General features: G+C 61.2%; 15 protein-coding genes and 1 tRNA gene. 9 read left to right on the top strand and 7 right to left on the bottom strand.

Features of this window, described 5'->3' with window-relative positions:
• The first annotated feature begins 35 nt into the window (after positions 1 to 35).
• The 3 genes from J2X24_RS07050 (at position 36) to J2X24_RS07040 (ending at position 5,034) form a co-directional block, all read left to right on the top strand.
• On the top strand, positions 36 to 806 hold the full coding sequence (locus J2X24_RS07050; RefSeq protein ID WP_245344514.1) for a DUF1499 domain-containing protein: 771 nt from the start codon (positions 36 to 38) through the stop codon (positions 804 to 806).
• Between the two features lie 706 nt (positions 807 to 1,512).
• Positions 1,513 to 4,482: a TonB-dependent receptor gene (locus J2X24_RS07045; RefSeq protein ID WP_209718717.1), complete on the top strand. Its 2,970-nt coding sequence runs from the start codon at positions 1,513 to 1,515 to the stop codon at positions 4,480 to 4,482.
• Between the two features lie 135 nt (positions 4,483 to 4,617).
• Positions 4,618 to 5,034: a hypothetical protein gene (locus J2X24_RS07040; protein WP_209718715.1), complete on the top strand. Its 417-nt coding sequence runs from the start codon at positions 4,618 to 4,620 to the stop codon at positions 5,032 to 5,034.
• A gap of 192 nt (positions 5,035 to 5,226) precedes the next feature.
• Here the strand turns inward: J2X24_RS07040 and sppA are convergent, their stop codons facing one another.
• The 4 genes from sppA to J2X24_RS07020 form a co-directional block, all read right to left on the bottom strand.
• Positions 5,227 to 7,008, bottom strand: coding sequence for a signal peptide peptidase SppA (sppA, locus tag J2X24_RS07035; protein ID WP_209718713.1), 1,782 nt, complete (start codon positions 7,006 to 7,008; stop codon positions 5,227 to 5,229).
• Between the two features lie 198 nt (positions 7,009 to 7,206).
• Positions 7,207 to 8,103, bottom strand: coding sequence for an oxygen-dependent tRNA uridine(34) hydroxylase TrhO (gene trhO / locus J2X24_RS07030; RefSeq protein ID WP_209718711.1), 897 nt, complete (start codon positions 8,101 to 8,103; stop codon positions 7,207 to 7,209).
• A 19-nt stretch (positions 8,104 to 8,122) separates the two neighbouring features.
• Positions 8,123 to 8,596, bottom strand: coding sequence for an MEKHLA domain-containing protein (locus J2X24_RS07025; RefSeq protein ID WP_209718709.1), 474 nt, complete (start codon positions 8,594 to 8,596; stop codon positions 8,123 to 8,125).
• Complete coding sequence (locus tag J2X24_RS07020) at positions 8,593 to 9,294, bottom strand: alpha/beta fold hydrolase (RefSeq protein WP_209718698.1); 702 nt, start codon at positions 9,292 to 9,294, stop codon at positions 8,593 to 8,595. Before J2X24_RS07020 ends, J2X24_RS07025 begins: the two co-directional genes overlap by 4 nt.
• A gap of 137 nt (positions 9,295 to 9,431) precedes the next feature.
• Here J2X24_RS07020 and J2X24_RS07015 point away from each other — a divergent pair.
• Positions 9,432 to 9,505: transfer RNA gene (locus J2X24_RS07015), tRNA-Gln, on the top strand.
• Positions 9,506 to 9,560: 55 nt separating this feature from the next.
• Positions 9,561 to 9,719: a hypothetical protein gene (locus tag J2X24_RS07010; RefSeq protein ID WP_209718695.1), complete on the top strand. Its 159-nt coding sequence runs from the start codon at positions 9,561 to 9,563 to the stop codon at positions 9,717 to 9,719.
• 6 nt (positions 9,720 to 9,725) lie between these two features.
• Here the strand turns inward: J2X24_RS07010 and J2X24_RS07005 are convergent, their stop codons facing one another.
• On the bottom strand, positions 9,726 to 10,265 hold the full coding sequence (locus tag J2X24_RS07005; protein WP_209718692.1) for a GNAT family N-acetyltransferase: 540 nt from the start codon (positions 10,263 to 10,265) through the stop codon (positions 9,726 to 9,728).
• Positions 10,253 to 12,400, bottom strand: a complete 2,148-nt coding sequence (locus tag J2X24_RS07000; RefSeq protein ID WP_245344513.1) for a S9 family peptidase — start codon at positions 12,398 to 12,400, stop codon at positions 10,253 to 10,255. The genes J2X24_RS07005 and J2X24_RS07000 overlap by 13 nt, the downstream gene beginning before the upstream one ends.
• 278 nt (positions 12,401 to 12,678) lie before the next feature.
• On the opposite strand from J2X24_RS07000, the gene J2X24_RS06995 reads away from it, so the two are divergent.
• Together J2X24_RS06995 and J2X24_RS06990 are read left to right on the top strand one after the other, a co-directional pair.
• The gene (locus tag J2X24_RS06995) at positions 12,679 to 13,575 is read left to right on the top strand and encodes a trypsin-like serine peptidase (RefSeq protein ID WP_245344512.1); all 897 of its coding nucleotides are present in this window, start codon (positions 12,679 to 12,681) and stop codon (positions 13,573 to 13,575) included.
• Between the two features lie 144 nt (positions 13,576 to 13,719).
• Positions 13,720 to 14,127: an endonuclease domain-containing protein gene (locus J2X24_RS06990; protein WP_209718689.1), complete on the top strand. Its 408-nt coding sequence runs from the start codon at positions 13,720 to 13,722 to the stop codon at positions 14,125 to 14,127.
• A gap of 94 nt (positions 14,128 to 14,221) precedes the next feature.
• On the opposite strand, the gene J2X24_RS06985 is transcribed toward J2X24_RS06990, so the two are convergent.
• A complete protein-coding gene (locus tag J2X24_RS06985) occupies positions 14,222 to 15,976 on the bottom strand; it encodes an acyl-CoA dehydrogenase family protein (RefSeq protein WP_209718686.1) in 1,755 nt (584 codons plus the stop codon).
• Between the two features lie 203 nt (positions 15,977 to 16,179).
• Between J2X24_RS06985 and J2X24_RS06980 the strand changes: the two genes are divergently transcribed.
• Positions 16,180 to 17,448: a cytochrome b/b6 domain-containing protein gene (locus J2X24_RS06980; RefSeq protein WP_209718683.1), complete on the top strand. Its 1,269-nt coding sequence runs from the start codon at positions 16,180 to 16,182 to the stop codon at positions 17,446 to 17,448.
• A complete protein-coding gene (locus tag J2X24_RS06975; protein ID WP_209718680.1) occupies positions 17,445 to 18,359 on the top strand; it encodes an L-threonylcarbamoyladenylate synthase in 915 nt (304 codons plus the stop codon). Before J2X24_RS06980 ends, J2X24_RS06975 begins: the two co-directional genes overlap by 4 nt.
• Positions 18,360 to 18,369 lie beyond the last annotated feature (10 nt).

The following is an 18,369-nucleotide window of genomic DNA, read 5'->3' as shown; positions in this document are numbered from 1 at the left end:
CAGTAAAGTTATAGCGTGCGGGACGCAGTAACACCTTGACCCAAGACACCTCCAAAGCCCGGAAGGGCCTTGCGTTCGCGCATCTCGCCGTCATCCTGGCGGTATTGGTGGGCCTGTACCTGCTGGCCATCATGTTCGCCACCCGGCTGGGTTATATCGAGGCCGACCTCGGCTTTCGCACCCTGACGCTTGGGGTGGGGCCCAAGCTAGCCCTGGCCGCGGTCGCCGTCGCGGTTTTGTCCATGCTGATCTCCATATTCAAGTGTCCAGGCCGGATGGCCTTCTGGGCGCTGGCCGCCGTCATCCTGTCGGGCAGCCTGGTGGCCGGCTTCTTCGGCTACCAGAAGGCGCTGAAGGCCTTTCCGCCCATCGCCGACGTCGCCACCGACTGGGACAATCCGATCGTCTTCTCCGAAAAGCTGCTGCTGGCGCGCGGCGCGGAGTCTCTGCGCGTCGAGGACCTGCCGCGCGTGCCGCGCAACGAATCGATGGCTTGGGGCGGCAAGACCGTTGCTGACATCAACCAATTGACCTGCCCGGCCGCGAAGCCCGTCTTCAACAAGGCGGTGACCGCGTCCCAGATCGCCGCCATGCTAAGGGCCGAGCACTATACGATCGTCAGCGAGACGGCTGAGCAGGTCGAGGCGACGCATACGGACACCTTCTACGGCTTCCGTTCCGATGTCGCGGTGCGCCTGGGGAATCATCGCATCGATATCCGTTCGGTCGGCCGCTACGACATGCCGGACCTCGGGAGCAATTGCCGCCGGGTCGCGCGCCTGGCCAAGCTGATCCGCGCCCTTTGATCCCTTTCCGGACGGCTTGCCTGGCATGCCCCTTGCTCCCCGCCGCCTGAATCCAGGTCAGGAAGTGGTAAAATGGCGTCCGGCATACTCGTTTTCGTTTCAAAACGCTCGCAACGCATCGTCGCGGCCGTTCTAAGTCTTGTCCTGATACACGTGATCATGGCCAGCTGTACGCCTGAGCCGGTCTCTCCGCTGGCGACGGCGCGCATTATCGTTGAATAGCCGCGCCTGAAATTGTGCAGCGCAGCGAAGTTATTTGTCATCACAAATAATTTCGGGCCTTCCGGCCGCGCTTTTGAGACGTAAATTTGGTTGAATTCGCGCCTAAATATACGCTTTTGCAGAGAATTTTAAAAAAACGCTCAGACATATTTTTCAGGATTTTCCACAGTAAAGGGTCAATTTTACCCAACCGCTAGAACGCTGATATTTTAAATAGTAATCGGATTTTTATTATTTTTTTATAAGAGTCGCCCGTGGAATAGCCGATGATTTTGAGGGCATAAACGCCCCTAAAAATTATCAGATTTCCGTAAGGGAAGGTTGCGTCTGTGACTTTATTGAAACACGTTTCAATTGATATAGACAAATCCGTGACACGCGATTGACGGAATTGCGACAGCACGATTTAACTTCATTAACAGCGTGTAATGCTGGACTGCGGCGGGTGCGCCTACACCCTCTAATGTAACCCGGAGAAACAAGAGTGAAAAAACTTACTTTGCGAAGTGGCCTCCTGGCCACGACGACAATCTGCAATGCGGTTTTCCCCGTGCTTGCCGGCACCGCCGTGCTGGCCGGCGCCGCAATGCTGATGCCGTCGGGCGCCTACGCCCAGGACTTGACCAGCGGTACGCTGGTCGGCAACGTCAAGACTGAAAGCGGCGCAGCCGCCGCCGGCGCGACCGTGACCATCGTTGGTGCTACCAATGGTGTTACCCAGACGGCGACGGCCGACAGCGCCGGCCGTTTCCAGATCTCCCAGATCCCGGTCGGTTCGTATACCGTAACGATCACGGGCACGGACGGCACCAAGACGACCGATAGCGTCACCGTCACCCTGGGTTCGGCTTCGAACTATGACTTTACCCTGGCAGCTGCCGGCCAGACGACGGGCGAAGTTGTCGTCCGCAGCAAGGCTCGTCGTAACCTCGACTTCGACCGCACCACGACCGGCGCGGTCCTCGACGTCCAGACCGTTGCTTCGCGCGTCCCGGTTGGCCGCTCCATCGAAGCCCTGGCCGACCTGGTTCCTGGCATCTCGGTCAACGACGTTTTCGGTCCTCCGTCGATCTCGGGTTCGTCCCCGGCTGAAAACATCTATTACGTCAACGGTATGAACGTCACGAACTTCCGTACGTTCCTGGGTGGCACGACCATCCCGTTCGACTTCTATGAGCAGGTCGAAGTCAAGACCGGCGGTTATCAGGCCGAATTCGGCCGTTCGACCGGCGGCGCTTTCATCGCCACGACCCGCGGTGGCTCGAACGAATTCCACGGCGGCATCCAGACCTACATCACGCCGGACTCGCTGGCTTCGCAATCGCCGCGCGCCGCGCTCGATTTCGACAGCGATCCGTCCAACCCGACCTATACGCGTGGCTGGGGCGGCGTGAACAACGTCGATTCGACCGTCTACCTGTCCGGTCCGCTGATGAAGGACCACATCTACTTCTTCGCCTTCTACAACCAGCGTGATTTCGAAGAGTGGAGCGAGCAGTCGTACGAAGACGGCACCGTCTATCGCCGCGTCGTTGAAAACCGCGAAGATCCGTTCTACGGCGGCCGCCTCGACTTCGTGCTGAACCCCGACCACCGCGTCGAGTTCACTTATTTCGTCGACGACCAGACCCGCACCGACAACTACGAGTACGACACGGGCGTCGTCGATCCGGTCTATACCGGCGAAGGCGGTCTGACCCGCATCGTCAAGTACACCGGCAAGATGACCGACTGGTTTACCCTGTCGGCCCTGTACGGCCGCTCGTCCTTCAACCAGACGACCGCTTCGGCGCTCGATTCGGTCGCCGCCGTCTTTGAAAACGGTACGGTCGTCCGCGGTAACCCGGCCCTGCTCGTCGAAGTCGGCAACGACCTGCGCGAAAACCTGCGTCTCGACGCGGACTTCTACTTCAACCTCGCCGGCCGCCACCACCTGAAGATCGGTGGCGATCAGGAAAAGCTGACCGCGAACAACACCTCGCAGTACTCGGGCGGCATCTACTACCGCTACTACGGTCCGGGCACGAACTGCGGTTCGTCGGGCACCGTCACCGACTCCTGCGTCCGCGTGCGCACCCTGTTCTCGGGCGGTGTCTTCGACATCAAGAACACGGCCTTCTATATTCAGGACGCCTGGACGATCAACGATCGCCTGCAACTGAACATCGGCGTCCGCAGCGACACGTTCACGAACTACAACGCCAACGGCGCCGCGTTCCTGAACTCGGAAAACCAGGTCGCTCCGCGTATCGGCGTGTCGTATGACGTCTTCGGCGACAAGACGACCAAGCTGACCGCCTTCGTCGGCCGCTACTACCTGCCGATCGCCGGCAACACCAACATCCGCCTGGCCGGTGCTGAAAACTTCATCGAAGACTACTACACCTATACCGGTCGCGACGCGACGACCCTGGTCCCGACGCTCGGCACCCAGCTGGTTCACTCGGTTCTGTCCAACGGCATCGCGCCGCTGCCGGACACCGTCGTCAGCCACAACCTGGAGCCCCAGTACACCGACGAATACATGCTCGGCCTGGAAAAGCGCTTCTCGAACGGCCTGACGGCCAGCGTCAACTACATGTACCGCAGCCTCGGCGCGGTCATGGAAGACGCCGACCTGGACGTTGGCGGTTTCGCCTGTGACTATCTGGAATCCGAAGGCGAAATCGATAGCGACGACTGCGGTTCGTTCGGTGGTTCGGGTTACGTCCTGATCAACCCGGGCAAGGACGTTGTCGTCACCCTGGGCGACAGCTTCGATGACGCCGCCGGCAAGACGGTCACCCTCCCGGCGGAAGTCCTTGGCTTCCCGAAGGCGGAACGCGTCTATGAAGCCCTGAGCTTCACCCTGTCGCGTCCGTGGGATGGCAAGTGGTTCGCCTCGGGCTCGCTGGTGCTCTCCAAGTCGGAAGGCAACATCGAAGGCGGCGTTAAGTCGGACAACGGTCAGGACGACACCGGCCTGACGCAGGACTTCGACGAACCCGGCTGGACCGATGGCTCGTTCGGCCTGCTGCCGAACCACCACGGCTTCTCGCTGAAGGCCTATGGCGCCTATCAGGTTAACGACCGCCTGCTGGTCGGCGCTTCGGCATCCATGCTGTCGCCGCGCAAGTACGGCTGTATCGGCTACTATCCGCTCAACGACGGCCGCGCTGTCGCTACCACGGCGACCGCCTGGTACTGCAATGGCAAGCTGACGCCGCGCGGTAAGTCGTTCGACGGTGACTGGATCAACAAGCTCGACGTTTCGGCGACCTATGAGATCCCGCTGACCGTCGGTGCGGTTGCCCTGTCGGCCGAAATCTTCAACCTGTTCGACGCCAAGGGCGCCGATCAGTTCCATGAAAATGGTGAAGTCGGTGGCGTGGGCACCCTGTCTGACATGTACGGTCTGCCGTCCAGCTACCAGATGCCGCGTACCGTCCGTCTGGGCGCCAAGTACAAGTTCTAAGTACCAGTACTCCTGATAAGAAAGAGCGGCGGAAGGGCAACCTTCCGCCGCTTTTCGTTGAGCATTGGCGATAAAGCAAATGCTTAGACTTGAATGATGTCTGCGTCTAAAATCATGCCGATCTAAAATGGGGGCATGGTGAAAATTCCATCATTTCTGAAGCTTAATCGCGACTGGAACGCCGACCCGAATGCGCCGGAGCCAGGGGTTGCCGTGACGAGCGGCACCTTGCGGTTGAGCTTTTATCTTAACGACATGGCGTACAGGGCTGAGGAACGGCAGAGGGGCCAACTGACCTTCCTGGACTGTCAGGTGTGGCGTCTTGGCGCGACCAACGACGAAGGGTGGTATTATGGCCAATGCCGCTATAGCCGCCTGGCGCCGGCATGGGGTGAGTTTTATGAGGTCATGGATGGCGATCCGCTATGCGGCCCGACGGACTGGCGGCAGATCGGCGGTGCCGGAAGGCGCCACTTTCTCTTCTATTTCAAGGACGGGACTTTTGAATGCCTTGCCGCGGACTGGTCCTTTTCGCGGATCGCGGCAACTTAGATCGGTATGATTTTAAATGGAAACATCATGCCGATCTAAGTTTTTGTTTTGTCGCGATATTTAAGGCGAAAACCCCAAAGACGCTTCTTGGCACTTTTCGCCATATCGCTCTAAATGATGCGGCTTCCCAAACAAAAAGGGTGCGTTTCAGTCGAAACGCCCCCTTTTTGTTTGGGAAGCCGTGACCTGTGATCAGCGCGTGCTGTCTTCGTAGGCCTTGGGCGCCAGTACGGTAGCGCCTTCTTCGCGCAGGCGCTGGTCGGCGACGCGGTCCATGACGGCTTCCGCCTTGGGGTCGCTCATCGCCCAGCCCAGGAAGGAGAGGGTACGCAGGCCTGTCGCCGCCGATTCCAGGCTGGCCGTCAGGCTGCCGGCGGCGCCTGCCCGGCCAGACCCAGTGTACTCGACCAAGCGGATATCGGCCGAACGGTCGAGCTTGGCCAAGGTCTTGGCTTCGTCGACGGCGGTGTAGAAACCGCCGGTCTTGTCGACAAGGTGGATGCCCTTGGCCTGTTCGCCGGTCCAGACGCGGCCCTTGGCGATTTCCTGGACCTGCTCGACGGGGATCTTGCGGTTTGAGGCAACGTGGACGATGAAGCCGTTATAGATCTGGTCGATCCACGACGACAGCGCGGCGCGCTGAGCCGGCGTGAAGCCCTTGGCTTCGCTGAAGGCCGAGCTGTAGTCGCCGCCGACGGCAATGTCGCGGACGTCGATGCCCAGCTTGCTCAGCCCGTCGCCAATGGCGAACTTGCCGCCGAAGACGCCGATCGAGCCGGTCAGGGTCGAGGGATTGGCGACGATCGACGAAGCGCCGGCCGACACCCAATAGCCGCCCGAAGCCGCGTAATCGCCCATCGAGACGACGACCGGCTTGCCGGCTTCCTTGGCCGACTGCATGGCCGTGGCGATCTGTTCGGAGGCGGTATCGGAACCGCCCGGCGAGGAGACGCGGAAGACGATGGCCTTGACCTTCTTGTCCTTGGCCGCCTTAAAGAAGGCTTCGGAGACTTCGTCGGACATCATGTTCGGATCGCTGCCGAAACCGCCGGGCTTCTTGCCGGTCATGATGGCGCCTTCGCCGTCGATGACCGCGATCACCTCGCCCTTGGTGTCGGGCGAAAGCGTGCGCTGATATTCACGCAGCTCCATGACCTTGGCGTTTTCGCCGCGCTTGAGCGCCGCGCCTTGCGCGTCGTTGACCTGGCCGAGGTGGCTGACCAGGCCCAGTTGCAGGGCTTGCTCGGCGCCGTAGGGGCCGGCTTCGATGGTTTCCTTCAGCTTGACGGCGTCCATGCGCCGGTCGTGGGCGATGGTCTTCAGCGTCGTGTCGTAGATGCTGCCCATCCACGACAGCTGGGCCTCGCGGTGCGCCGGCGTATAGTCGTCGTAGAGGTAGGGATTGACGGCGTTCTTGAATTCCGAGCGCTGCTCATACTGGGCGTTGACGCCGAACTTGTCGAAGGCGCGCTTCATGAACATGGTCGAGGTGGCGATGCCGGTAACCTGGAAGGACGAGCGCGGCTGCATCCACAGCTCGCTGGCGGCCGACCCGACCATGTAGGACGAGATCACCATGGTGTCGGGATAGAGGCCCTGGCTGTGGGCGATGACCGGCTTCGAGGCGCGGCGGACATAGATGATGGCGTCGCGGATTTCTTCGGCCGCGGCGGGTGACATGCCGCCTTCGGGCAGGCGCACAAAGACGGCCTTGACGTGAACGTCGTCGGCGGCGCGGTGCAGTATCTGCACTGTCTCAAGCGTCGAAAGCGACTTTCCGGTCAGGAAGTCGAAGGGTTGCGACCGCGCCTGGTCGGTCATCTTTTCGCGCAGGTCCAGCGACAGGACGATGTCGCCCGTGGTCTGCGGCTTGGAGGCGCCGGCGATAACGGCGACAAGGACGATGGGCAGGCCGACCAGAACGATGATCAAGGCCGTGATCGCAGCGGTCAAGGTGATGAAAAACTGCTTCATGCGAACCCGGTGTCCCCTTGGTATCTTGCCGGGGCCCTAAGACCCGCGACTCCCCCGTCACGCCGAAACGGCGCATCCGGTTAATACAATAATCGTTAATGCGCGAAGGTCAAATGAAGTCGCTGTCATTTTGGCCGAAAAGGCCGCCAAAAGCAGCGATTGTGACCACGCTACACCACACCTTTTAGCACGGAGACGCTAAAATTTCGTGCGTCCGGGGAAAGCATGGCGTTTCGGCTGATCGTGCGCGTGTTCGTCGCGGCCGTGGCAGTGGGGGCAGGAGCGGCCTTTAACGTAAAATGGGCTCTGCTGGTCCTCAGCCGTCAGGGCATGATCGCAGTACAGGCAAAGCACCGCTGTTTGCGATGGCTTCAGGTCGTGGTCGACGGCGATTCGCTCATCGAAGACGAAGCATTCGCCCTGCCAAAGCGACTCGGACTGCGGGACGTCTTCGAGATATTGCAAGATGCCGCCCTGCAGGTGGTAGACGTCGTCGTGGCCGTTATCGATCAGCCAAGAGGTGAACTTCTCGCAGCGGATGCCGCCGGTGCAGAATGTGGCGATCTTTTTACCCTTAAGGGTTTCCGCCTGTTCGCGCGTCCAGGCGGGCAGGTGCTTGAAGTTCGGAATTTGCGGATCGATGGCGTTTTTGAAGGTGCCGAGATTGACCTCGTAATCGTTGCGTGTGTCGATGATGACGACGTCATCTCGGCTGATGAGGGCGTTCCAGTCGGCGGGTTTGACGTACTGGCCGAAGCGGTCCATCGAGACCGGTTCACCCAGCGAAATCGTCTCCTTCTTGAGCCGCACCCGCGCCTTGCCGAAGGGCTGGAAGGCCGCGTAGGACTCCTTCCACTGGATCGGCCCGCCGACGATGTCGTCCTGGAGATAGGTCAGAAAGCTGTCGATTGCGCCGCGCGTACCGGAAATGGTCGAGTTGACGCCTTCGCGCGTGACCAGCACCGAACCCTTGATATCCAAGGCCTTCAGGCGGTCGAGCATCGGGGCCTGCATGGCCTCGAACTGCGGAAACGGGAAGAAGTGATAAAAGGCAGCAATGACGAATGGCTGCGGCGGGGAACCTTGCTCGAACATGGCCGGCAGATAGCATAAATTACAAATAGCGCCAATCGCGGATAAACGCCGCCTGGCCGTGGCGGACGCCGTTCCGATCGATGACATTCCACAGAACCGTATCGTGGATTTCGAAGCGCCGGCCCCGGCTGGAAATGCGGATCGCGGAATAGTGGTCGACAAAGCCCGTTTCGAGTACGGATTTCAGCGATCGGTCGCGGTCACCCTGGACGCCGCTTTCCGGCTCGGCGCTGAGCCGCGAGGGCAGTCGGGTAAAGGTCTCCCAGTCCATCTCCCAAAGATCGAGCGCCTTCGCATTGGCGTAGCGGAAGATCGGATCGGCCTCGGTGCCGTGCGAGACGATGGCGACCGGCGCGTCAAACATGGCCTGGGCCAGATCCGTGGTGCGGAGCTGGCGCGCACCGGCGACGATGTCTTCTCCCACGAAGTGGTAAAAACTGAAGGCCATCCATTGGTTGTAGGCCGCGACTTCGGGCGTGAGATGGAGGCTCATGCGCACGCCTCGAGGAAGGGCAGGATATGGTCGCGGACCGTCGCGTCCACATCGTACTGCAAGACGAAATGCGGCGTGGCCACGCGGGCCAAGGTCACGTGCTTGCCGGTCCTGGCAACCAACGCGCCGTGGGCGGCGGAGACCAGCTTGTCCTCAGTGCCTTGCAGGTAAAGGATCGGCAAGTCGAGTTGCGCCAGAGGCTTTGTGACATCGCAGGTCGTGACGGCCTTGATGCGGTCCCGCAAGACGTTCGGATCGAGCCTGGACACGGTCTGGAACACCTTCCAGGTCATTTCGTGGTCACCGGGGCGCAGCAGCACGGCCTCCATGACCGGCAGGGCCTTGTCGTTGATGAGGCCGGGCAGGGCGTTGCCGAACATGCCGCCGAACAGCGGAAACGGATTGCGGGCAAAGCTGGCGGCCAGGATCAGACTTTTAGGCTTCACCGGCGCCTGGGCGGCCAGGAGTATTGCCAACGGACCAGCGAACGATTCGGCCACGATGACGTAGTCCTCGTCCGGCATCTGGCGCCTGAGGTGGTCGGCCAGCGCCGTGTAGGACTGTGGGCCGTGTTCGGGATAGGTGAGGACAAGTGTCTCGGCCTTACCGTGCAAGGCTTCGGTCAATTCGGCGAAGAATATCCCGCTGCCGTCGAGGCCGGGAAGGAGAACGCATTTCGACAGGGCAGGGGCGGGCATGGGGTCCGGTGCAAAAGGCTGTTGAAAAAGTTGCCGGAAAACACAATCAAGGGATTGCGTTGGCGGAAACCTTGCGCTATCTCACCGCCTCTCCCGGCGCAAGCCCTTGTGGTTCAGCCGGTGAGGCCAGCTTTTGCTGGGGAATGGTGTAATGGTAACACTCCGGTTTTTGGTACCGTCATTCTAGGTTCGAGTCCTAGTTCCCCAGCCACTTTTCTCTTCCTAACAATTCAGACCTGTTTGCCCCGCAAGGCATCGTAGGTTCCATGCGCCAGACGCTCCCAACAGCCTGCCAGCAAGTCGTCCAGGTTAAATCCCGGCCCAAGAGCATACGCGCCGCATTGATTGAAGCAGAAAACAGCGGAGCACCGCAGCGCTTCGGCCCGGAAGCTTTCAAGCGCCGGATGCAAAAGGCGTACGGCTGATACCGATTATCCCGCCCAGCCGTCACCTTCCGGGCTGTCGGTCTGAGGCAGCAGGTCGCGCGTCATAAAGACGACATCAAGCCAGCGGCCGAACTTGAAGCCGGCGCGCGGCAGTGTCCCGGTCTCGGTAAACCCACAAGCGCGGTGGACGCCGATGGAGGGGCCATTGTCGCGATCACCGATGACGGCAATCATGGTGTAGAGCCCGCGTGCGGTGCACTGCGTAATCAGTTCATTGAGCAGGGCCTTGCCGATGCCTTTGCCGACGTGGCCGGGCGCCAGATAGAGACTGTCTTCGACGCCGTATCTGTAGGCCGGCCGGGGCCGGAACTGCGATGCATAGGCATAGCCCACCACCTCATCGCCGTCGACCGCTACCAGATAGGGCAGGCGCAGAGACTGGATGCTGTGGAAACTGGCCAGCATGTCAGCTTCCGAAGGTGGTTCCAAAGCAAACGTGCCGGTGCCGTTCAGAACGTTCCAGGCATAGATGGCGGTGATGGCGGCGAAATCGCCGTCGGTTGCCGCGCGGATCAGGATTGCCATGACTTGTCCATAGCCCAGATGGCAAAGGCGTAGTCGAAGGCGATTTCCTTCAGGAAGTCAAAGCGTCCCGATGCGCCACCATGACCGGCATCCATATTGATCTTCAGCAGCATGGGCGCCCCAGAGGTCGATTTTTCACGCAGTTTCGCGATCCATTTCATCGGCTCCCAGTAGGTGACGCGCGTATCGCTTAAGCCGCCCGTCGCCAGCACGGGCGGATAGGGCTTGGCGTCGATATTGTCGTAGGGGCTGTAGGACTTGATGTAGTCGTAGGCCGTCTTGTCTTCCAGCGGATTACCCCATTCCGGCCATTCCGGCGGGGTGAGGGGCAGCGAGGTGTCGCTCATGGTGTTCAGGACGTCGATGAAGGGGACGGCACCAATCACGCCGGCCCACAGGTCCGGGCGCATATTGGCGACCGCCCCCATCAGCATGCCGCCGGCCGATCCGCCATAGGCGACGATCCGGCCTTTCGAGCCGTAACCTGCGTCCGTCAGCGATTCCGCACAGGCGATAAAGTCACTGAAGGTATTGGCCTTCTTGTCCTTGCGGCCATCGAGGAACCAGCCGTAGCCTTTTTCGGACCCGCCGCGGATATGGGCGATGGCGTAGATCCAGCCGCGATTGACGAGGCTTAGAGAACGGATCGAGAAGCCTGGGTCCATCGACATGCCGTAGGAACCATAGCCGTAGAGCAGGAGCGGCGCCTTGCCGTCCAGCGGCGTGCCAGCCTTCATCAGCACGGTCACCGGCACCTGCTCGCCGTCTTGTGCGGTGGCATAGAGCCGGCGCGCGACATAGTCGGCCGGATTGTGGCCCGACGGGATGACCTGGGTCTTGCGCAGGATACGTTCGCGCGTCTCCATGTCGTAATCGAAAGTCTGGGCGGGTGTGGTCGGCGATGTATAACCATAACGCAGGATGTTGGTGTCGTACTCATAGCCGCCCGACATGCCGAGGCTGTAGGCCTCTTCGTCGACGGCGATGATGTGCTCGGACATGTCCGACTTGCGCGTGATGACGATGCGCGTATTGGCATTCTGGCGTTCGGTGCGGACCATGTGGCGTTTGAAGACGCCTGCGCCTGTGATGTAGATGCCGGGGCGGTAGGGGACCAGATCGCGCCAGGTGTCGCGCGACGGTCGATCAACGGTTGATTCCATCAGCTTGAAGTCGATGGCGCCGTCGGCATTGGTGCGGATGATGAAGCGGTCGTCCCAGTGGTCGATATCGTACTGGATGCCTTCGGAACGCGGCTCTACGCAGAAGGGCGAAGATGTCGGATCGCGGGCGTCGATCAGCCAGGTCTCCGACGTTTCATGGTTGCCCGTGCCGATCGAGATAAAGGCGTCCGACGACAGCGTGCCGATATGCAGGAAGAAACCTTCGTCGGGCTCTTCGTAGATAATCACATCTTCGCCGCCGCGCGCCGGCCGGCGGAAAATCTTGGCGGGACGGGAGTTTTCATCGCGCCACACCCAGAAGATATATTGCGAATCCGGCGAGAAGGTGAAGCCGCCATTGCTGCTCTGGATCGGGTCGGGGAGGATTTCGCCGGTTGCCAGGTCGCGGACGAAGATGGTGAAATATTCCGAGCCTTGCGTGTCCTCGCCCCAGGCAAACAGCTTGTGGTCGGGGCTGTGCTGGGCATCGGACGTCTCATAGAAATCGTTGCCCTGCGCCTTCGCGGCTTGCGCTCTCGCTTCTTCGTCGAGGAGAATCTGTTCGCTGGCGGCGGTTTCCTCGACGCTCGGGATGGGCGTGAGCGGGCTGCCTTCGGTGCGCGGGCGGCGCGCCACGATCGGGTGCTGGGCGCCGATATTGTAGCGGCTATAGTATTCCCATGCGCCGTCGGGGCCGGGGACGCTTGAATCGTCCTCCTTGATGCGTCCCTTCATCTCGGCGAAGATGGCGTCCTGCAGGTCCTTGGTGCCGTCGAGCAGTGCGGCCGAATAGGCGTTTTCTTCTTCAAGCGTCGCCTTGATCTCGGGTTTGATCAGGCCGGGATCGCGCAGAACCGCCTGCCAGTTGTCGTCCTTCATCCAGCGGTAATTGTCGACGCGCTTTTCACCGAGCTGTTCGATCTCGAACGGGATCTGGGCGGGGCGAGGGGCTAGGGGAAGGGTTTTGGTCAAGGCGTGTCTCTCGAAGGCGAGGGGCTTATCCGGATACCTGTGATGTTAAAGCCAGACTTGGCCGCAAACGCGACTATTCTTCGCAAAGCAGCTTTTCAGATCGGCCGGGCTGGGTCACAGTGATTAACGAAACCGTTTGACCCATTCGCCAAAGGGCGTCAAATAAGTTTCCGGAAATCCGTGCGTTTTCGCATGTTGGTCCCATATGGAGCCGATAACATGATATTTCGCAGGGTAGAGATTATGAGTTTCGCGCGTATCATGGGGGACCTTCGGGCATGATGGATGCTGACCTGACAGTGGCGCTGATCAAGGCGACGGTGCAGATCGACCAGCCGATCAATGAGGCCAAGCGCATGGTCGGCACCGGGTTCCTGGTGTCGGTGCCCATGCCGGGCGGCCAGACCCAGACGGTTCTGGTGACCGCGGCCCACGTTCTTGAAAAGATGCCGCAAAAGGACGTCCGAGTCGGCTGGCGCGTGCCGTCAGCCAAGGGCACCTGGTCCTACATGCCGTCGACCATCGCCATCCGCACGCCTGCGGGTGCGCCGACCTATACCCAGCATCCGGGCCAGGACATTGCCGTTATCCCCATCAAGATGCCGGAAAGCATCAAGGACCAGGTCATTCCGTACAGCCTTCTGGCGGACGAGGGCACGTTCGAGGCCATGAAGGTCACGGCCGGCCAGGAGATGATGACCCTGGGCTATCCGCACGGCCTGTCGGCCAATGTGTCGGGCTTCCCGATCCTGCGCGCCGGGCGTCTGGCGTCGTATCCGGTGGCGCCGTCGGCGACCTATCCGACGTTTTTGATCGATCTGACCGCCGTGCCGGGTAATTCGGGCGGGCCGGTGTTTATGAAGTCCGCCACCAGCAAGGCGGGCGGCTTTGTCGCCGGCGTGCTGATCAAGCAGGTCGAGGACGAGAACCAGCGCCTGGAATTGGGCGTCGTGACCGAGGCTGTGTTTGTCCGCCAGACGATCGATATTCTGTTGAAGGCGCAGGCAAAGGGCGTAGCGCCGGTTCCAGCTTTGAAGGTCGCGCCGCCGACCGCCAAGGGCACGCCGGGTGGCGCCACAACCGACACGTCGGATATGACGGGCGCTGGCAATTCCGGCACTGCCGGCGCGGCTGCCAAGCCGATCACGGGCGAGGGTCTGGCCGAGACGCAGTGAGGGTCTTGGCGTCTCCGGTTAGGGAGCCATGGATAATATGAAATCCGATACGAAACGCCTGCGTTTTACATGGCTGTAGTCTTCGCCCTCCCCATTTATGGGGAGGGGGGACCGCCGAAGGCGGTGGGCGGGGCCATAAGAAAGATGAAACGAACACTGCGGGAGGGAGCAACGAACAAAACGGCTCGGCGGCTGCGAAAGCAACTTACCAAGCCCGAACTGTGGCTTTGGCTACGGTTGAAAGAGCGAACCGGCGAACTCGTTTTTCGTAATCAGCATCCAATTGGCACGTATGTGCTCGATTTCTATTGCCCGAAAGCAAAACTATGCATCGAGGTAGATGGTGAGGTGCACACGCGAGACCGTCAGCGAGCTCACGATGAGAAACGTGACCAATGGCTTTCACAACAAGGTATCTTTGTATGCCGCATCGCTGCAAGTGAACTGTTGGCCGATCCAGATGAGGCTGCTAACGGCGTAATTGCGCTGGCTATGGAGCTGTGGCAGGCCCCGCCCACCATCTGCTCCGCAGATGGTCCCCCCTCGCCATAAATGGGGAGGGCGAAGATGGTGTTACTCTTAAAGTTAGCTGCCACACTCGAATTCCGTGTTAGCGCTCAGTGATTTCCGTGGCTCAAAGCGTAGGCTAGTCCAGGCTCAGTTCCAGGCCATCCAGGGCACTGAAGCCGGCCTTGATCGCCGCCAGATGCGCGGAGGCATGGGGCAAGACCTGCGTAAAGTAGAGGCGGGTCAGCAGAATACGATCTTTCAGCCACACTGTGTCGCCCTGGCCATCGGCGAGAAGCTTTTCAGCCGCGAGAGCGCCTTTCAGCAGCAGCCAGCCGCCGATCAGGTCGCCACTTAGCGTCAAGTAGCTCGTAGCGCCAGATGCGACGTCCAACGGGGCGGCGGTCTTTTGCGTCACAAGGAAGTCGCTGGCCTGGCGGAAGGCCGTCAGGGCTTCGGTCAGCGCGGCGCTTTCGGCGGAGAAGGCACCCGACACCCCTGCGATAAAGCCTTCGATATCTGCTGCCAATTCACTGGCGGCCGTGCCGTCGCTCCCAAGCTTGCGGCCGACCAGATCGGCCGCCTGGATGCCGTTGGTGCCTTCGTAGATCGGCGCGATGCGGGCATCGCGATAGAATTGCGCCGCGCCTGTCTCTTCGATAAAGCCCATGCCGCCGTGAACCTGCACGCCCTTGGACGCCACCTCACAGGCGACGTCGGTCGCCCAGGCCTTGGCGATCGGCACCAGAAAGTCCTCGCGGCGCTTGGCGCGGTCGCTACCGCCCAACTGGCCTTCGTCGATGGCCGCGGCGGTCGCCATGCAGATGGCGCGCGCCGCTTCGATCTTGGCTTTTGACACCGCCAGCATCAGCCGCACATCGGGGTGGTCATAGATAAAGGCGCTGTCTTGGCCCGTGATCAAGGACCGGCCCTGGCGGCGTTCGGCGGCGTATGCGCGCGCCTTTTGCCAGGCGGCATCGGCGACGCCAACGCCTTCGAAGCCGACCGCCAGGCGCGCGGCATTCATCATGGTGAACATGGCCGCCAACCCGCCGTGCGGTGCGCCAATCAGCTCGGCCGTTGCGTCTTCGAACGCCATGACGCAGGTCGGCGAAGCGTGAATGCCTAGCTTATGTTCAAGGCCGACGCATTTAACGCTGTTGCGCGCGCCCGGATTGCCATCACTGTCGAGCAGGAATTTCGGACACAGGAACAGCGAAATGCCGCGCGTGCCCTTTGGGGCATCGGGCAGGCGCGCCAGCACCAGATGGACGATGTTTTCCGCCCCGTCGTGCTCGCCCCAGGTGATGAAGATCTTCTGGCCGGTAATGCGATAGGTGCCGTCGTCGTTTGGCTCGGCCTTGGTCGTCAGTGCCGCCAGATCCGAACCGGCCTGCGGCTCGGTCAGGTTCATCGTCCCTGACCATTGGCCGGCGATCAGCCTCGGCAGGAACAGGTCCTTCTGCGCTTGCGTGCCATGGGCGTGGATGGCCTCGATGGCGCCCTGGCTGAGCGTCGGCAACAGCGTAAAGGCCATATTCGCGCCGTGGAATATATCGAAGCACGCCTGCTCCAGCATCTTGGGCAAGCCCTGGCCGCCATAGGCCGGATCGGCGGCCACGCCGTACCAGCCGCCTTCGGCATAGGCCTTGATGGCGTCGAGAAAACCGGGCGCCACGATTACCCGATCGCCATCCAGCTTCGACGGGTTGAGATCGCCGACGCGGTTCAGCGGCGCCAGCACATCGCCGGCCAATTGTCCGGCCGCCTCCAGCACGGCGTCGCGCAAGCTCCTGTCGAAATCGGGGAAGGCCGCGCTGCCATAGTGACGCTCCATGCCGAAGACGTGGTCGAGGCAGAAGGCGATGTCCTTGACGGAAGGGCGATAGGTCATGTCCGCGGTCCCTGTTTTTCTTTCTCATTATTATTATTGACCTTGGGGCAGGCAAGTTGATTTTACGTGAACGTCAACTTTTTGCGTGCCGCAAAATCCTATTGCGTCTTGATATGAAATAGTATCAGTTACATATGGATTGACGCATGACGAACGCCGGGAAACCGGTGTATGTGCGTAAAACCTTGGGTCGGAGAGGGCTTATGGAAACCGCGTCCTACAATCGCTACAGCCGCTGGCTGCACTGGCTGATCGCCTTCCTGATCCTGCTGAACGTGTTTCTCGGCTGGCGGCTGGATGCGGAATCGCCGTGGTTCCGTTCGATCATCAACCTGCACAAGTCGATCGGCATATCGATCCTGCTGCTGACCTTTGTCCGCATCGCGGTTCGTCTGGCCTATAAGGCGCCGCCGGAACCGCCGATGCCGAAGTGGCAGGCCCTGGCCGCCAAGACGCTGCACCTTGGCTTCTACGTCGTCATGATCGCCATGCCGCTGTCGGGTTGGCTGATGGTTTCGACCAGCGCGCGGCCGATTCCCTTCTTCTTCATGGAATGGTTTCACCTGCCGGTGCCGCAGGGCGATGCGCCGAATGCCAAGGCGATCCATGAGACTTTCGAGGCCATCCACAATCTGGTCGCCAAGCTTTTGATCTACGGCATGATCCCGCTGCATGTGCTGGCGGCGCTGAAGCATCAACTGGTCGATAAGGACAATCTGCTTGAGCACATGGTGCCGGGGCTGAAATCGCGTCCCATCGCCAACTGGCGCTGGATCGTGCCGCTGGGTGTCATCCTGCTGGCGGTCGGCATCGGCTACGGCGTTTATAACGGCAAGCCTAAGACCGCGCCCGCGCCGCAGCCAGCCGCGGAAGCCGTCGCTTCCGCCGAAGCCGAAACCGGCGATCCGGTGGCGGAGGCGTCCGTGTCGGTAGCGGCGTCCGCATCGGTGTCCGAGACCGCCTCGGCCATGCCGGTGGCGCGATGGACGGTCGACAAGTCGGTCACGAAGATCAGCTTCTCGACCGTCTTTCAGGGAGAGACCGTCACGGGCGCATTTCCAGGCTATACGGCCGACATCGCGTTCGATCCCGAGCAACTGGACAAGTCACGCGTCAAGGTCACCATCGACCTGGCGTCCGTCACCGCCAGCAACAACGACTACGCCGACAGCCTGAAGGGCGCGTCTTTCTTCGATACGGCCAACTTTGCCAAGGCGGTGTTCGATGCGCGCAAGTTCGAAAAGACCGGCGGGGATAAGTACGTCGCTCATGGCCGCCTGACCCTGCACGGCGTTACCAAGGCTGTCGACCTGCCGTTTACGCTGACCATCAAGGACGGTGTGGCGCAGATGAAAGGCAGCACGAATGTTGACCGCATCGCCCATGGCGTTGGCTCGGGCGAATGGGCTTCGACCGACGAAATTCCGGCGAAGATCAAGGTCGATATCACGTTGAAGGCCAAATCTAAGTGAGCATTGTGGCCGCTGTCCAGGCGTTGACGAACGGAGATCTGATCCACCTGCCGACTGAGACCGTGTATGGTCTCGGCGCGCGGGCGGACGACGCAGACGCCGTCGTCAAGGTCTTCGAGGCCAAGGGGCGACCGCGCTTCAATCCCTTGATCGTCCATGTCGGCTCAGTTGCGCTGGCACGGAGGATTGGCGTCTTCGATGATCGCGCCGAGGCGCTTGCCGCGAAGTTCTGGCCGGGGCCGCTGACGCTTGTGCTGCCGGTGCGCGACTTTGATGCCGCCTGTGACCTGGCGCGCGCCGGTCTCGACAGCGTCGCGATCCGGATGCCCGATCATCCGATGGCGCTTGAGATTCTGAACAGCGTCGATTTCGGCGTTGTCGCGCCGTCGGCCAACCGTTCAGGGCGTCCAAGCCCGACGACACAGGCCGACGCCTTCGACGAGACCGGCGCATTTGTCGCCGCATCGCCCGATGGCGGCGACTGTGGCATCGGCGTCGAATCAAGCGTTGTCAGCCTGCTGAAAGACGCACGCTACCTGAGAGCAGGGGCCGTCACCCGTGCCGATATTGAAGCCGTCATCGGGCCACTGGCCGCCGACGCCTCCGAAGGTCACCGCTCACCCGGCCGTCTGAGCCTGCACTACGCGCCCGATGCGCCGGTCAGGATCAATGTCGCCACACCATCGCCCGGCGCGGCCTACCTGGCGTTCGGGCCGGTTGAACACGACGGCCCGGTGGTGCAGTTGAGCGCGGACCGCAACCTCTCCGAAGCTGCTGCCCGGCTGTTCCGCGCCCTTCGCGAAGCCGACCGGCTCAACCCGCCGGTCATCGAAATCGCGCCCATTCCGGAAGACGGCATAGGCGAGGCGATCAATGACCGCATCCGCCGTGCGGCGGGTTTTGTCGGGTGAGCCCGGTAAA

Source organism: Asticcacaulis solisilvae (assembly GCF_017875235.1).
Lineage (GTDB): Bacteria > Pseudomonadota > Alphaproteobacteria > Caulobacterales > Caulobacteraceae > Asticcacaulis > Asticcacaulis solisilvae_A.
Note: the sequence above shows the minus strand (reverse complement) of the source record. Positions and strands in the feature narration are given on the sequence as shown.

What these genes read in the sequence shown, in the direction of transcription:
- J2X24_RS07040 (WP_209718715.1), top strand. Translation starts at nt 4,618, where the DNA reads ATGGTGAAAATTCCATCATTTCTGAAGCTTAATCGCGACTGGAACGCC.
- sppA (WP_209718713.1), bottom strand. Translation starts at nt 7,008, where the DNA reads ATGAAGCAGTTTTTCATCACCTTGACCGCTGCGATCACGGCCTTGATC.
- trhO (WP_209718711.1), bottom strand. Translation starts at nt 8,103, where the DNA reads ATGTTCGAGCAAGGTTCCCCGCCGCAGCCATTCGTCATTGCTGCCTTT.
- J2X24_RS07025 (WP_209718709.1), bottom strand. Translation starts at nt 8,596, where the DNA reads ATGAGCCTCCATCTCACGCCCGAAGTCGCGGCCTACAACCAATGGATG.
- J2X24_RS07020 (WP_209718698.1), bottom strand. Translation starts at nt 9,294, where the DNA reads ATGCCCGCCCCTGCCCTGTCGAAATGCGTTCTCCTTCCCGGCCTCGAC.
- J2X24_RS07010 (WP_209718695.1), top strand. Translation starts at nt 9,561, where the DNA reads ATGCGCCAGACGCTCCCAACAGCCTGCCAGCAAGTCGTCCAGGTTAAA.
- J2X24_RS07005 (WP_209718692.1), bottom strand. Translation starts at nt 10,265, where the DNA reads ATGGCAATCCTGATCCGCGCGGCAACCGACGGCGATTTCGCCGCCATC.
- J2X24_RS06995 (WP_245344512.1), top strand. Translation starts at nt 12,679, where the DNA reads ATGATGGATGCTGACCTGACAGTGGCGCTGATCAAGGCGACGGTGCAG.
- J2X24_RS06990 (WP_209718689.1), top strand. Translation starts at nt 13,720, where the DNA reads ATGAAACGAACACTGCGGGAGGGAGCAACGAACAAAACGGCTCGGCGG.
- J2X24_RS06985 (WP_209718686.1), bottom strand. Translation starts at nt 15,976, where the DNA reads ATGACCTATCGCCCTTCCGTCAAGGACATCGCCTTCTGCCTCGACCAC.
- J2X24_RS06980 (WP_209718683.1), top strand. Translation starts at nt 16,180, where the DNA reads ATGGAAACCGCGTCCTACAATCGCTACAGCCGCTGGCTGCACTGGCTG.